This window comes from Pseudomonas sp. ICMP 3272 (assembly GCF_001466905.1).
In the GTDB taxonomy this organism is placed as follows: Bacteria; Pseudomonadota; Gammaproteobacteria; order Pseudomonadales; family Pseudomonadaceae; genus Aquipseudomonas; species Aquipseudomonas amygdali.
Window position 1 is genome coordinate 26943 of record NZ_LKEK01000043.1, and the last position, 14315, is coordinate 41257.

General features: G+C 58.9%; 12 protein-coding genes. 5 read left to right on the forward strand and 7 right to left on the reverse strand.

The window, feature by feature from the left end; all coding sequences use genetic code 11:
* The first annotated feature begins 34 nt into the window (after window positions 1–34).
* Complete coding sequence (gene argA, locus AO068_RS09405; RefSeq protein WP_002555672.1) at window positions 35–1333, forward strand: amino-acid N-acetyltransferase; 1299 nt, start codon at window positions 35–37, stop codon at window positions 1331–1333.
* Window positions 1334–1599: 266 nt separating this feature from the next.
* On the opposite strand, the gene gshA is transcribed toward argA, so the two are convergent.
* From gshA to AO068_RS09420, 3 genes are all read right to left on the reverse strand, one after another.
* Entirely contained in the window at window positions 1600–3192 is a 1593-nt protein-coding gene (gshA, locus tag AO068_RS09410; RefSeq protein ID WP_058402747.1) for a glutamate--cysteine ligase, read from the reverse strand.
* Window positions 3193–3434: 242 nt separating this feature from the next.
* Window positions 3435–3818, reverse strand: coding sequence for a PaaI family thioesterase (locus AO068_RS09415; RefSeq protein WP_005731649.1), 384 nt, complete (start codon window positions 3816–3818; stop codon window positions 3435–3437).
* Window positions 3818–6139: a Tex family protein gene (locus AO068_RS09420; RefSeq protein WP_058402748.1), complete on the reverse strand. Its 2322-nt coding sequence runs from the start codon at window positions 6137–6139 to the stop codon at window positions 3818–3820. Before AO068_RS09420 ends, AO068_RS09415 begins: the two co-directional genes overlap by 1 nt.
* A 299-nt stretch (window positions 6140–6438) precedes the next feature.
* On the opposite strand from AO068_RS09420, the gene ompR reads away from it, so the two are divergent.
* Entirely contained in the window at window positions 6439–7179 is a 741-nt protein-coding gene (ompR, locus tag AO068_RS09425) for an osmolarity response regulator transcription factor OmpR (RefSeq protein ID WP_002555676.1), read from the forward strand.
* Window positions 7180–7342: 163 nt separating this feature from the next.
* Window positions 7343–8653 carry an ATP-binding protein gene (locus AO068_RS09430; protein WP_004655259.1) on the forward strand — a complete coding sequence of 437 codons (1311 nt, stop codon included), beginning with the start codon at window positions 7343–7345 and terminating at the stop codon, window positions 8651–8653.
* A gap of 244 nt (window positions 8654–8897) precedes the next feature.
* Here the strand turns inward: AO068_RS09430 and AO068_RS09435 are convergent, their stop codons facing one another.
* The 4 genes from AO068_RS09435 to AO068_RS09445 all read right to left on the reverse strand — a co-directional run bounded on the left by AO068_RS09435 (window position 8898) and on the right by AO068_RS09445 (window position 10945).
* The gene (locus tag AO068_RS09435; RefSeq protein WP_044319611.1) at window positions 8898–9365 is read right to left on the reverse strand and encodes an inhibitor of vertebrate lysozyme family protein; all 468 of its coding nucleotides are present in this window, start codon (window positions 9363–9365) and stop codon (window positions 8898–8900) included.
* 2 nt (window positions 9366–9367) lie between these two features.
* Window positions 9368–9532, reverse strand: a complete 165-nt coding sequence (locus AO068_RS26150) for a DUF1328 domain-containing protein (RefSeq protein ID WP_002555679.1) — start codon at window positions 9530–9532, stop codon at window positions 9368–9370.
* A gap of 57 nt (window positions 9533–9589) precedes the next feature.
* Window positions 9590–9877 (reverse strand): hypothetical protein, encoded by a 288-nt coding sequence (locus AO068_RS09440; protein WP_002555680.1) that lies wholly within the window; start codon window positions 9875–9877, stop codon window positions 9590–9592.
* A gap of 228 nt (window positions 9878–10105) precedes the next feature.
* On the reverse strand, window positions 10106–10945 hold the full coding sequence (locus AO068_RS09445; protein ID WP_058408227.1) for a BON domain-containing protein: 840 nt from the start codon (window positions 10943–10945) through the stop codon (window positions 10106–10108).
* Between the two features lie 197 nt (window positions 10946–11142).
* On the opposite strand from AO068_RS09445, the gene algB reads away from it, so the two are divergent.
* Both algB and AO068_RS09455 read left to right on the forward strand, forming a co-directional pair.
* Window positions 11143–12489, forward strand: coding sequence for a sigma-54-dependent response regulator transcription factor AlgB (gene algB / locus AO068_RS09450; RefSeq protein ID WP_005744816.1), 1347 nt, complete (start codon window positions 11143–11145; stop codon window positions 12487–12489).
* Window positions 12490–12499: 10 nt separating this feature from the next.
* Window positions 12500–14287, forward strand: a complete 1788-nt coding sequence (locus AO068_RS09455) for a KinB sensor domain-containing domain (RefSeq protein WP_005744815.1) — start codon at window positions 12500–12502, stop codon at window positions 14285–14287.
* Window positions 14288–14315 lie beyond the last annotated feature (28 nt).

Consider the following 14315-nt stretch of genomic DNA (forward strand, 5'->3'; position numbering starts at 1 on the left):
TCTTCGTCCATTTTCTCTACAGGCTCTTGTTGTCATGCCCGAATACGTCAACTGGCTTCGCCACGCGTCTCCGTACATCAATGCTCACCGTGATTGCACCTTCGTCGTCATGCTGCCCGGCGACGGCGTTGCGCACCCTAACTTCGGCAATATCGTCCACGACCTGGTGCTGCTGCACAGCCTGGGTGTGCGACTGGTGCTGGTGCACGGCTCGCGCCCACAGATCGAAAGCCGTCTGGCCCAGCGCGGCATTACGCCGCGTTACCATCGCGACATGCGCATCACCGATACCGAAACCCTGGAGTGCGTGATCGATGCTGTGGGTCAACTACGCATTTCGATCGAGGCGCGCCTGTCGATGGACATGGCTGCTTCACCGATGCAGGGCTCGCGGCTGCGGGTGACCAGTGGCAACGTGGTAACTGCGCGGCCTATCGGCGTGCTGGAAGGTGTCGATTATCAGCACACCGGCGAAGTGCGTCGGGTTGACCGCAAGGGCATCAATCGCCTGCTGGATGAGCGTCATATCGTGCTGCTGTCGCCGCTGGGTTATTCACCGACCGGCGAGATTTTCAATCTGGCCTGTGAAGACGTCGCCACGCGCGCGGCCATTGATCTGGCTGCCGACAAACTGCTGCTGTTCGGTGCTGAAACCGGGTTGCTGGACGAGCAGGGCCGACTGGTGCGCGAGCTGCGTCCGCAACAGGTGCCTGCGCACTTGCAGCGTCTGGGCGCCAACTATCAGGCTGAATTGCTCGATGCAGCGGCCGAGGCCTGCCGCGGTGGCGTGGCGCGCAGCCATATCGTCAGCTATGCCGAGAATGGCGCACTGCTGACCGAGCTGTTTACCCGCGACGGTGGCGGTACGCTGGTTGCGCAGGAGCAGTTCGAGCTGGTGCGCGAAGCGGCCATTGAGGACGTCGGCGGCTTGATGGACCTGATCACGCCGCTGGAAGAGCAGGGCATTCTGGTACGTCGTTCCCGCGAAGTGCTGGAGCGCGAGATCACTCAGTTCAGCGTGGTCGAGCGGGAAGGACTGATCATTGCCTGCGCGGCGCTGTACCCGATTGCAGACTCGGAGTCAGGCGAACTGGCATGCCTGGCCGTCAATCCGGAATATCGCCACGGTGGGCGCGGGGACGAGTTGCTGGAGCGCATTGAAAACCGCGCCAGAGCGCTGGGTATCAAGACCCTGTTCGTCCTCACCACCCGTACCGCGCACTGGTTCCGTGAGCGTGGCTTCGAGCCCAGCAGCGTCGACCGCCTGCCAAGCGCCCGCGCGTCGCTGTACAACTACCAGCGTAATTCGAAGATCTTCGAAAAGGCGATTTAAGCCTGGGGGCGGACGCAGAGCACTCTTGGCTATATTTTGTGGGAGTGAGCAAGCTCACCCACGCCCTTCGGGCAGAAGCGCAGAGCATTGGGCACGATAGTTGAGATGATCGTTCCTCACGCTCCAGCGTGGGAATGCAGTTCTCGACGCTCTGCGTCGTCAAGAGGACGCGGAGCGTCCAGAAAGGCATGCGACGCAGAGCGCCGCACGATAGTCGCGCCTGCACCGGCACCTTCGAGAGCAAGCTCCCCACAGTAATTGCACGATCAGTTGCTGATCGACAGAATGCTCGCCTGATACGACCCCACGAACGTGTCGAACTCCACCACTTCCTCGGTCGCTTCCAGTTCGGCCTGTTCTTCGATCGAGGTTTTGGCCTGGGCTTCGAAATCTGCCTGTTCCTGAGCGCTCAGCGGGTGAGTGCGGAAGTATTCGGCGTGGGCCTGGCTCTGGCGCAAAGAGAAAGCAGTAAAGCCCTCGTTATGCGCTTTCATGCTGGCCAGCACCTGGGCCGAAGGTGTGAGCGACGCATCGTCGATCTTTGCCTGTTGCACGGCAATCGACTTGATGTGCTCGTCGATGCCCTGGGCCTGATCCAGCAGTCGGGCAATCGGTGTGATTTTTTCCAGCAGCTCGGTTGCCCAGGTCTTGAGATCAACAGGGCTGTTGTTGCGCAGCAGGTTCAGGCCCGGACGGCGACCTTCCTTGACCACTGCCAGGAAGTTCGAGCTTGCATTGGAACACTCATGGCTGGCCAGTTGCTGGCTTTCCTCAAGCGCGCAGTACAGCACGAACGCATCGATGAAGCGTGATTGCTCCAGGCTGATGCCGGTAGGCAGGAACGGGTTGATGTCCAGGCAGCGTACCTCGACGTACTGCACACCACGGGCCACCAGCGCCTGAATAGGGCGCTCGCCGCTATAGGTCACACGCTTGGGGCGAATGTTGGAGTAGTACTCGTTCTCAATCTGCAGCACGTTGGTGTTTAGCTGAATCCACTCGCCGTTCTGGTCATGAGTGCCGACATCGACGTAAGGCTTATAAGGCGTTGCCACGGCCTTGCGCAGGCTGTCCGTGTAGCTGACCAAGTCGTTGTAGCAAGGGGTCAGGTCGGCCTGGGCGTCGCTTTGATAGCCCAGATCGCTCATACGCAGGCTGGTGGCGTACGGCAGATACAGGGTATCGGCGTCGAAATGCTGTTCCAGTTGATGTTGGCGGCCGCGCAGGAAGCCCGCATCCAGCGCTGGCGAAGCACCGAACAGGTACATCAGCAGCCAGCTGTAGCGGCGGAAGTTACGGATCAGCGCGATGTAGGAATGCGATTGGTAGTCGCGCGCGTCGCCAGCGAAGTCTTCGGTCTGCTTGAGCAGCGCCCAGGCGTCTTCCGGCAACGAGAAATTGTAATGAATGCCAGCGATGCACTGCATGGTCTTGCCATAGCGCAGCGCCAGGCCCTTGCGGTACACGTATTTGAGCTTGCCAATGTTCGACGTGCCGTAATAGGCAATCGGTATATGCTCTTCATCGGGCAGCGGGCAGGGCATCGACGGGCTCCAGAGCAACTCGTCGCCCAGCTTGCTGTAGGCGAAGCGATGGATCTTGTCCAGGCTGTCGATGGTCTCGGCCGGATTCTTCAGCGCAGGCGTGATGAACTCCAGCAGCGATTCGGAATAGTCGGTCGTGACCTGACCGTTGGTCAGTGCAGCACCCAGAGCTTGCGGGTGAGGCGTCTGTGCCAGTTCTGCCGTTGCAGTAACGCGCAGGCACTCGCGCTCGATACCGTGCAGGCACTGCTCCAGCAGAGAGAGGTTGTTGCGCTCGCCGAGCAATGCAAGACGACGGTTTAAAAGTTCGCTCAAGGTGTAATCCTTCACGCATCGGTCGCCCCGATATGGGGGTGGACTTGACGGTCTACAAGGGTGAAGAAAGGAACTGGCGTAGTCGCCTGGTTGGTCTGTAGCGCCTGTTCACAATCACTGCTCTATGTCGTACCACCCAAATGGACTCGGCACCACGCTAATGGTGCCGAAATTAACCTAAATGATGTCGATACGGCTAGGTTCTGTTCACAGTGATTGCTTTCATCAGCCTTTAACGCAGTCTAGATGACTGCGAATGTGCCCTGGGCTTTGGCGACGAGTTTGTCGCCCTGAACGACTTCAGCCTCGACCACCAGCGTGCGACGACCCGCGTGCAGCACCTTGGCGATGCACAGGACTTCGCCTTCGGAGACGCCACGCACGTAGTTGATCTTGCACTCGATGGTCACGCTGCGCTGGTCGAAACCATGGGAGCTGGAACAGGCCAGCCCCATGGCGATATCGACCAGACTGAAGATTGCCCCGCCGTGCATCACGTTGCCGCGATTGCGCAGATGCGCCTCCAGCGGCAACGCAACCTCCGCCACGCCTTCGTCCAGACGCCGCAGTTCGCAGCCGAGCATCTTGAAGTAAGCGCTTTGGGTCAGATCTTCAGGAATATCCATCAGCGCTTCTTCAACTGCTTGGCATTGGCAAACAGCGAAGCCATTGCGTTGTTGATGGGCGCGGGTGCAGGGGTTTCCTTGCGCGGGGCGCTGTTCTGCTGGCGAGGCGAAGAACCTGGACGGGCACCGCGTGCGCCGTCGACCTTCTCGCCAGGCGTGTCACTCATGCGCATCGACAGGCCGACGCGTTTGCGCGGAATGTCGACTTCCATGACTTTCACTTTCACCACATCGCCGGCCTTGACCGCTTCACGCGGGTCCTTGATGAACTTCTCGGACAGTGCCGAGATGTGTACCAGACCGTCCTGATGCACGCCGATATCGACGAATGCACCGAAATTGGTGACGTTGGTGACCACGCCTTCGAGAATCATGCCCGGTTGCAGGTCCTTGAGTTCTTCGACACCGTCCTGAAACTCTGCCGTCTTGAACTCCGGACGCGGGTCGCGACCCGGTTTTTCGAGTTCCTGCAGAATGTCGGTCACGGTCGGCAGACCAAAAGTCTCGTCGGTGAATTTCTTCGGGTCCAGGCGTTTGAGAAAGCTCGCATCGCCAATCAGCGAGCGAATATCGCGGTCGGTTTCTGCCGCAATACGCTGTACCAGCGGGTAGGCTTCCGGGTGAACGGCAGAAGAGTCCAGCGGGTTGTCACCGGTCATCACGCGCAGGAAGCCTGCGGCCTGCTCAAAGGTCTTTTCGCCCAGACGACTGACTTTCTTCAGCGCTGCACGCGTCTTGAACGCGCCGTTTTCATCGCGATGCGCAACGATGTTCTGCGCCAGTGTGGTGTTAAGGCCGGAAATCCGCGCCAGCAATGCTACCGAAGCGGTGTTCACGTCCACGCCCACAGCATTCACGCAGTCTTCAACCACCGCGTCCAGGCCGCGCGCCAGTTTGAGCTGCGAGACGTCATGCTGATACTGACCGACACCAATGGACTTCGGATCGATTTTCACCAGCTCGGCGAGCGGGTCCTGCAAGCGACGGGCGATGGAGACTGCGCCACGGATCGATACGTCGAGGTCCGGGAATTCCTTGGCGGCCAGTTCCGACGCGGAATAAACCGATGCGCCTGCTTCGGAAACCATGACCTTGGTCATTTTCAGACCTGGGTATTTTTTGATCAGGTCGGCGGCCAGCTTGTCGGTTTCGCGGCTGGCGGTGCCGTTGCCGATAGCGATCAGGTCGACCGAGTGCTTGGCGCACAGGGCAGCCAGCACGGCAATGGTCTGATCCCACTGGTTCTTCGGCACATGCGGGTAAACGGTCGCGTAGTCGAGCAGCTTGCCGGTTGCGTCCACCACAGCGACCTTGCAGCCGGTGCGCAGGCCCGGGTCCAGGCCCAGTGTGGCGCGTTGACCAGCCGGGGCGGCGAGTAGCAGGTCGTGCAGGTTGTGGGCGAAAACGTTGATGGCTTCGGTTTCCGCGCCGTCGCGCAGCTCGCCCAGCAGGTCGGTTTCCAGGTGGCTGTACAACTTGACCTTCCAGGTCCAGCGCACCACCTCGGCCAGCCATTTGTCTGCAGGGCGGTTCTGGTTCTGGATGCCGAAGCGTTCACCGATCATCAGTTCGCAAGGGTGCATGGCACCCGGCAGTTCTTCACCGACTTTCAGTGCGGAGCTGAGAAAACCTTCGTTGCGGCCGCGGAAAATCGCCAGTGCGCGGTGCGAAGGCATGCTCTTGAGCGGCTCGTCGTGTTCGAAATAATCGCGGAACTTGGCACCTTCCTCTTCCTTGCCCGGCACCACGCGTGCGCTGATTACTGCTTCCTGTTTGAGGAAGCTGCGCAACTTGTCGAGCAACGATGCGTCTTCGGCGAAGCGCTCCATCAGGATGTACTTGGCGCCTTCCAGCGCAGCTTTGACATCGGCCACGCCTTTCTCGGCGTCGACAAAACGGGCTGCTTCGGCGTCCGGGGTCAGGGTCGGGTCGTTGAACAGGCCGTCGGCCAGCTCGCCCAGACCGGCTTCAAGGGCGATCTGGCCCTTGGTGCGACGTTTCTGCTTATAAGGCAGGTACAAATCTTCAAGGCGGGTCTTGGTGTCGGCCAGCTTGATGTCGCGAGCCAGCTCCGGGGTCAGCTTGCCTTGCTCTTCAATGCTGGCAAGAATGCTGACACGCCGGTCATCCAGCTCACGCAGATAGCGCAGGCGTTCTTCCAGATGGCGCAATTGCGTGTCATCAAGACTGCCGGTCACTTCCTTGCGGTAGCGGGAAATGAAGGGCACGGTCGAGCCTTCATCCAGTAGTGCTACGGCCGCTGCGACCTGTTGTGGGCGTACGCCGAGTTCTTCGGCGATGCGGCTGTTGATGCTGTCCATAAAACCACCTGGAGTTGTGAGCAAAAAACTGGGCTATGTACGAATTGCCTTGCCTGAATATCGTCCGCCAGCATTTATTTTCAGCGCTGGCGAACCGCCACAAGGCCAGCATTGCCTGACTTTGAAGGCGGCGCATTATACCCGGCGAAGGCGGATTAGGGGATCGGCCGACAAATGTGGTCTTTTTTCGGCGAAAAAGCCTGCACAAGTGCCGCCTCCAGTAAAATCTGCTAACAATGCACAAGGTGCGCATCACCGCAGCTACGCCATAATGCGCCCCGAGATCAGAGGAGCATCCGATGAGCAGCACCGCACAAAATGCTGAAGGCGAAAAAATCCTTATTGTCGATGACGATCCGGGGCTGAGCAGTCTCCTGGAACGTTTTTTCACCAGCAAGGGCTACCGGGCCCGCGCCGTGGCAAACGTGGAGCAAATGGACCGACTATTGGCCCGCGAGGTGTTCAACCTTGTGGTGCTGGACTTGATGCTGCCCGGAGAGGACGGCCTTTCAGCCTGCCGTCGTCTGCGAGCCGCGAACAATCAGGTACCGATCATCATGCTGACCGCCAAGGGCGATGAGCTGAGCCGCATCAAGGGGCTCGAACTGGGTGCTGACGATTACCTGGCCAAGCCGTTCAACCCGGACGAGTTGATGGCGCGGGTCAAGGCTGTTCTGCGTCGTCAGGCTGCGCCTGTACCCGGCGCGCCCGGCAGTGAAGACGAGTCGGTCAGTTTCGGCGACTACGAGCTGTCCCTGGCAACCCGCGAACTCAAGCGTGGCGACGTGGTGCATATGCTGACCACGGGTGAATTCGCGGTACTCAAGGCTCTGGTCATGCACGCTCGCGAGCCGCTGACCCGCGACAAGCTGATGAACCTGGCCCGCGGCCGGGAGTGGGATGCGCTGGAGCGATCCATCGACGTACAGATTTCCCGTCTGCGTCGCCTGATCGAGCCGGATCCTTCCAAGCCCCGCTATATCCAGACCGTCTGGGGCGTAGGCTATGTATTCGTTCCGGATGGTGCCGGTAATCGCTGATAAGCCGGTTGTCAGCACAGAAGTCCGTCATTCCCGCCAGTTACGTCGATAATCTCTTTCAAGGTTATCGGCGTACTGGTTTTTTGCGTTCGTCCATCGGGTCCGGCCCGCGTTCGGCAAACCTGCGAGCCTCGCTCGCCTTGCAAAGTGTATGGCTGCAGTTATGAAGACTCCGCTCTGGTTTCCGCAAAGCTTTTTCTCTCGCACGCTCTGGCTGGTGCTCATCGTCGTGCTGTTTTCCAAGGCCCTGACGCTGGTTTATCTGTTGATGAACGAAGACGTGCTGGTCGACAGGCAATACAGCCACGGCGTTGCGCTGACGCTGCGAGCGTATTGGGCAGCCGATGAAAATGATCGTGAGGCGATTGCCGAAGCGGCCGGTCTGATTCGAGTCGTGGGCGGTGGCGTGCCGGAAGGTGAGCAGCACTGGCCGTACAGTGAGATCTACCAGCGGCAGATGCAGGCCGAGCTGGGTGCCGATACGGAAGTGCGTTTGCGTGTGCACGCACCGCCCGCGCTCTGGGTCAGGGCGCCGAGCCTTGGGGATGGCTGGCTGAAAGTACCGCTTTATCCGCACCCATTACGCGGCCAGAAAATCTGGAGTGTGCTGGGCTGGTTCCTGGCCATCGGGTTGCTCTCCACAGCGTCGGCTTGGATTTTTGTGCGTCAATTGAATCAGCCGCTCAAGCGTCTGGTCTTTGCGGCTCGACAGCTGGGGCAGGGGCGCAGCGTACGCTTGCCGGTCAGTGACACACCCAGTGAGATGACCGAAGTCTATCGGGCCTTCAATCAGATGGCCGAAGACGTCGAGCAGGCTGGGCAGGAGCGCGAACTGATGCTGGCTGGCGTCTCCCATGACTTGCGTACACCACTGACGCGTCTGCGCCTGTCTCTGGAGCTGATGAACGACAATGAGTTCTCCGAAGGCATGGTGCGGGATATCGAGGACATGGATGCCATTCTTGACCAGTTCCTGGCGTTCATTCGCGATGGGCGTGACGAAGAGATTGAAGAAGTCGATCTGGGGCATCTGGTGCGCGACGTGGTTGCACCCTTCAATAACGATGAAGATAGCATCCGTCTGTGTCTGGAACCGATCCCGCCCTTCCCGCTGAGGCGCGTATCGATGAAGCGCCTGCTGACCAACCTTATCGGCAACGCCAGGCATCATGCCGGTAACGGTATCGAAGTGGCCGCTTATGTATCCGGTGACAGAAATGCGCCGTACGTAGTGTTGAGCGTACTGGACAGAGGCGCAGGTATCGATCCATCCGAGCTTGATACCATCTTCAATCCTTTCATTCGCGGTGATCGCGCACGCAGTGGCAAGGGGACCGGTCTGGGGCTGGCTATCGTCAAGCGCATCGCTGCCATGCACGGCGGCAACGTCGAGTTGAGAAATCGTTCGGGGGGTGGCCTGGAGGCGCGAGTGCGTCTGCCTTTAGGGCTGATGCTGCCGAGGGATGCTATCTAGAAAGAATCGTAAAGGTCATAAAGCGCCGTGCGGGTCATGGAGGATGTTCGACAGGTCGACGCATTCTTGAGGACTTGCACGGCAGCTTGCCTGACCCGGCCCTTGGCGGAGGTACTCCCTGTACCCCTAGGTCACGCCGATCCATTCGATCAACGCATCCCGGCCCCTTGGTCATGCGCGCACCTTCCTCAGGCCGCACAAGCAAGAGAGGTATCGGCTTCTGAAGCCGATACCTTCTTCTGAATCAATACCAGTTCGGGTCTTTGCGCAGCTCTTCATTCAAGAGCTTTTGCATGCCCTCGTCAGGCTTACCCAGGTAGCGGTAAGTTGCGTGACGAGTTGGTGATTTATCCGCAGGCAAGCCCGCAGGTACTTCAACCAACATGGCGTAAGCATCTTCCTTGTCGAGGCTGAAAGCCACGATCAGGCGTTTGCTTTTGCACGTATCGGCAGTTTCGCAAAGCGGCCCGACAAGATACTTGTCACCGTCTTCGGTGGCCGCTGTCATCTGCTGCTCGGAAGCTCCGGACAGGTTAATCACCCAATCCGGCAACCGCTCTTCCTTCTTGACGACCTTCGCCCAGGTTGTGCGGTACTCGGGAGCGGAGCTTAAAAGCTCGTTGACCCGAGACTGTCCATCATTGGCTGCCATGACCATGGCGCTGCCGCCCATCAACAGGGCGGCGGCCAGTGTGCGAAATGACGTGTGCATTATCAGCCTCGACCGCGACGACCGAAGAAGAACGACACAACGAACATCACCAGGAAGACGACGAACAGGATCTTGGCGATACCGGTAGCCGTGCCCGCGATACCACCGAAGCCCAGTACTGCAGCGACAATGGCGATGATCAGAAACGTGATTGCCCAACTCAACATGGTGATACTCCTTTTTGGTGCCGTTTTAATGTGAATGCTGCGATTTTTCAGGTCGGGTCAGAAAACCCATTTTTGCTGCGGTGCGACTTCATCTACAGACACCAGGCCATCGACAGGGCGAAGGCTCGAAGACGCATCCTTGACCGCTGGGGCGCTTACGCCGCGGTAAGAAATGCTGCTGGTCTGGATGAATTGCTGTCTGGCTTGAGTTGCTTCGTTGGCTTGATTCCAACGCTGGAACTGCTGAATGGCGATCAGAGTGACAAGCAGTGCAAGGAGTAGAAAAAGACCTTGCTGAATGTGCAGGGGGGAGATACGCAATTGTGCAATACGCTGGCTGTTCATCTGCAAACTCCCCTGGCCTGAGTGGGCATTCAATCTGATGGGTCGTTGTATATCGACCTTGTTGAATGGGTTATTGCAGACTGCATGCCAGTTTGTTGGTGTAATTTAAATCCTTTAAAATCAATGGCCTGCGGAGTTTTGCAGAGACGTCCTACCAGCAAGCTGCACGATTACACCTTTGTAATCGTGCGTTCTGCACGAAGCGTTCAGCGTTGTGCGCCTGGGTGATCAGCCTGCGCTACGCGCCATGACCTTCAGAGCGTCGCCATTCACTCCCTTGACGCCACGAATGTTGCGCGCGATTTCCACAGCCAGTTCCTTCTCTGCAAAGTTGGCAACCACGCCGTTCAGGCTCACCACACCGGCTTTGGTGTCCACTTTGATGTTGAGTCCGTCCAGCGTCCGGCTGTAGATCAGGCTCGCCTTGACCTTGCTGGTGATCCAGGCGTCGCTCATTTCCTCGGTTGGGGTCAATGCCTGGGGCTGGGTCTTGGCCGCGATCGAGTCGGCTGCGCTCAGGCTGATCAGGTTGTTGACGCTGACCACGCCGTCAGTGTTGCTTGCCAGGCTGCCCGCCAGCTCCTTGGCTTCGGGGCTTTGCGCGCGGCCTTTGAGGGTGATCACGCCATCTTTGCTATCAACATCAATGGTCAGCGCTTCAGTCACGCTGCTCCACAGCAATTTGGATTTCACCGTCGCCACCAGCGTGGCATCTTCGAAACGCTGGGCCATATTGGTTCGCGTACCAGGCTCGCTGGCAACGGCAGGGTCTACCTCCAACTGGTTGTCGACCTTTTCGATGCCTTTGGTATCCAGAGCAACGCGTTCGGCCAGCTCACGATCAACCTCGTTTTCGACCTTGCCCTTCAGCGTCGCAGTGCCTTGGTCGACATCTACATCGATCTTGAACGGGCTCAGATGTTTGTTCAGCGCGAAAGCTGTCCAGATCGAACCTTCCTGACGCGCCTCGGCGAGTTGGGTGGGCAAATCAGGTTGGGCGAGTACCGGGCCGCTGCCAAGCAGCGCAGCGGCGGCGGTGATCAGAGCAATCTTTTTCAGTGAAAACATATGAGCGTTCCTTTTGAGATGGGATTTCGTCTCCGAGTGGACGGCTTTAACGACATAAACGCGGATTAATCAGGCTGTTCGCCATTGGGCGTTCAGAAAGCTACCATGCATGCCGAAGAATCAATCAGAATTGACCATGCAACTTGCCCGATGATTCCGAGACTAACTGAGACAATTCATTAAGGAGCGTAGGAAAAATGGAAGCAGCCACTGAGAATCAGGGCCGTATTCTGCTTGTGGACGATGAGTCCGCCATCCTCCGCACTTTCCGGTACTGTCTGGAAGACGAAGGCTACAGTGTCGCCACTGCCAACAGCGCAGCCCAGGCTGACACGCTCATGCAGCGCCAGGTTTTCGACCTGTGCTTTCTCGATTTGCGTCTGGGTGAAGATAACGGCCTGGATGTACTGGCGCAGATGCGTATTCAGGCGCCGTGGATGCGTGTGGTCATAGTGACTGCACACTCTGCGGTCGATACGGCTGTTGATGCCATTCAGGCGGGTGCAGCCGACTATCTGGTAAAGCCGTGCAGCCCGGATCAGCTGCGTCTTGCGACCGCCAAACAGCTTGAAGTGCGACAACTGTCTGCTCGTCTTGAGGCACTGGAAGGCGAGGTCCGCAAGCCTAAAGACGGACTGGATTCCCACAGTCCTTCAATGATGGCCATTCTGGAAACTGCCCGTCAGGTTGCCGTGACCGATGCCAACATCCTTATTCTGGGTGAGTCGGGGACCGGTAAAGGCGAGCTGGCTCGGGCTATTCACGGCTGGAGCAAGCGTGCAAAGAAGTCCTGCGTCACGATCAACTGCCCATCGCTCACCGCAGAACTGATGGAAAGCGAACTGTTCGGCCACAGTCGCGGGGCCTTCACCGGCGCCAGTGAGAGCACTCTGGGCCGTGTGAATCAGGCGGACGGCGGCACACTGTTCCTCGACGAGATCGGCGATTTCCCGCTGACGCTGCAACCCAAGTTGCTGCGCTTCATTCAGGACAAGGAATACGAGCGTGTGGGTGACCCGGTTACCCGACGTGCCGATGTGCGTATCCTGGCCGCCACCAACCTGAATCTCGAAGACATGGTGCGCAGCGGACGCTTCCGTGAGGATTTGCTGTACCGCCTGAACGTGATCACTCTGCACCTGCCGGCCCTGCGTGAGCGCAGCGAAGACATCCTGACCCTGGCGGACCGGTTTCTGGCGCGCTTCGTCAAGGAATACGCTCGCCCGGCCCGAGGGTTCAGTGAAGAGGCCCGCGCAGCGCTGCTCAACTACCGCTGGCCGGGCAACATTCGTGAGCTGCGCAACGTCATTGAGCGTGCCAGCATCATTTGTCCGCAGGAGCGTGTGGAGATCAGCCACTTGGGTATGGCCGAGCAACCGGCGAACAATGCGCCGCGTGTCGGCGCCGCCTTGAGCCTGGACGAGCTTGAAAAAGCACACATCGGAGCCGTGCTGGCGACCAGTGAAACCCTTGATCAGGCTGCCAAGACGCTGGGTATCGATGCGTCGACGCTTTACCGCAAACGTAAACAGTACAACCTGTGAAAGGCCTCAAATGAAGCTGGCCATGAAACTGCGCACCCGCCTCTTTCTGAGTATCTCGGCACTGATCACCGTTGCTTTGCTCGGACTGCTGCTGGGGCTCGTCAGCGTCATGCAAATGGCCCGGACTCAGGAATCACTGATCCAGCATAACTTCGCCATTCTGGATCTGGGCTTGAAGCTGCGCCAGAACCTGGGTGATCAACTGGTATTGATGACAGGTGCCAAGCGCGATCAGGCTGAGCTGGAAAGAATCCAGAGTCAGTTTGAAGAGCTGCTGGAGGAGGGCTCGGTACAGGATACCCAGCAAAACGTACGCAATGGTTTCGAAAAGACCAAGGGCGATTACCGGCAATTCATCGATACCTGGAAGCAATACGGCAACGATGCGCGAGGCATACGCGGCGTACCGCAGCTGAGTGACAGCTTCGACAACCTGCGTAACGGCTTGCTGGCTGTACATCGCAAGGCGCTGGAGAACATCAGCAGCGCCGAAATCAACTCCCGTGATCGTGCACTATGGATCGCGGGCTTGCTGGGGCTGGTCGGGCTGGCGGTGCTGTGTATCGGCTTTGTGACTGCGCACGGTATCGCCCGGCGTTTCGGTGCGCCGATCGAGGCGCTGGCCAAGGCTGCCGATCGCATCGGAGAAGGGGACTACGAAGTCACGCTGCCCATTTCGTCGGCCGCCGAGATGAACCTGTTGACCCGGCGATTCGGCATCATGGCCGAAGCCCTGCGTCAGCATCAGGCGACCAATATTGATGAGTTACTGGCTGGCCAGCAGCGTCTGCAAGCGGTTCTCGACAGTATCGACGATGGCCTGCTGATGATTGACCGCCAAGGGCATCTGGAGCACTTGAACCCTGTGGCTCAGCGTCAGCTCGGCTGGGACGAGAGTCGCCTCGGGCAGAGCCTTGGAGATGCGTTGGGCCGACCTGAGCTGGATGAGCAATTGCATCTGGTACTGCGTGGCGGGACGCTGGAGCGTGCTCCGGAAGACCTGGCCATCGAAATCGACGGTGAATCGCGCCTGCTGACCTACAGCATGACGCCGGTCAGTCATACTAAAGGCCATATCCTCGGCGCGGTGATGGTGCTGCATGACGTCACCGAACAGCGTGCTTTCGAGAGGGTGCGCAGTGAGTTCGTCCTGCGCGCGTCGCATGAGCTGCGTACGCCTGTCACGGGTATGCACATGGCATTCGGTCTTCTCCAGGAGCGCCTGCATTTCGCCCCCGAAACCCGTGAGGCCGACCTGCTCAATACGGTCACCGAAGAAATGCAGCGCCTTATGCAGCTCATCAATGACCTGCTGAATTTCTCGCGTTACCAGAACGGTCTGCAGAAACTCAAACTGGCACCGTGCTCCATCGAAACCTTGCTCGAAGAAGCCAGAGCGCGATTTGAGGACAAGGCCCTTGAGCAGGACATCGTACTGATGCTGGATATGCAGGAACCCATGCCGCGCCTGCATGCCGATCAGTCCCAGCTGGAGCGGGTGCTGGACAACCTGCTGGACAATGCGCTGCGGCACACGCCGCAGAACGGTCTGATTCGTCTGCAGGCCAGGCGCCATGGCGAGCGGGCGATCATCAGCGTTGAAGACAACGGTGAGGGCATTGCCTACGGGCAGCAGGGACGAATCTTCGAACCCTTCGTGCAGGTCGGTCGCAAAAAAGGCGGTGCCGGACTCGGGCTGGCGCTGTGCAAGGAGATCGTCCAGCTGCACGGCGGGCGCATGGGGGTCTATTCAAGGCCGGGGCAGGGCACGCAGTTCTATATGGCGTTGCCGCTTTGACGGCACGGCCTTGAAGGCGCTGCCTGTA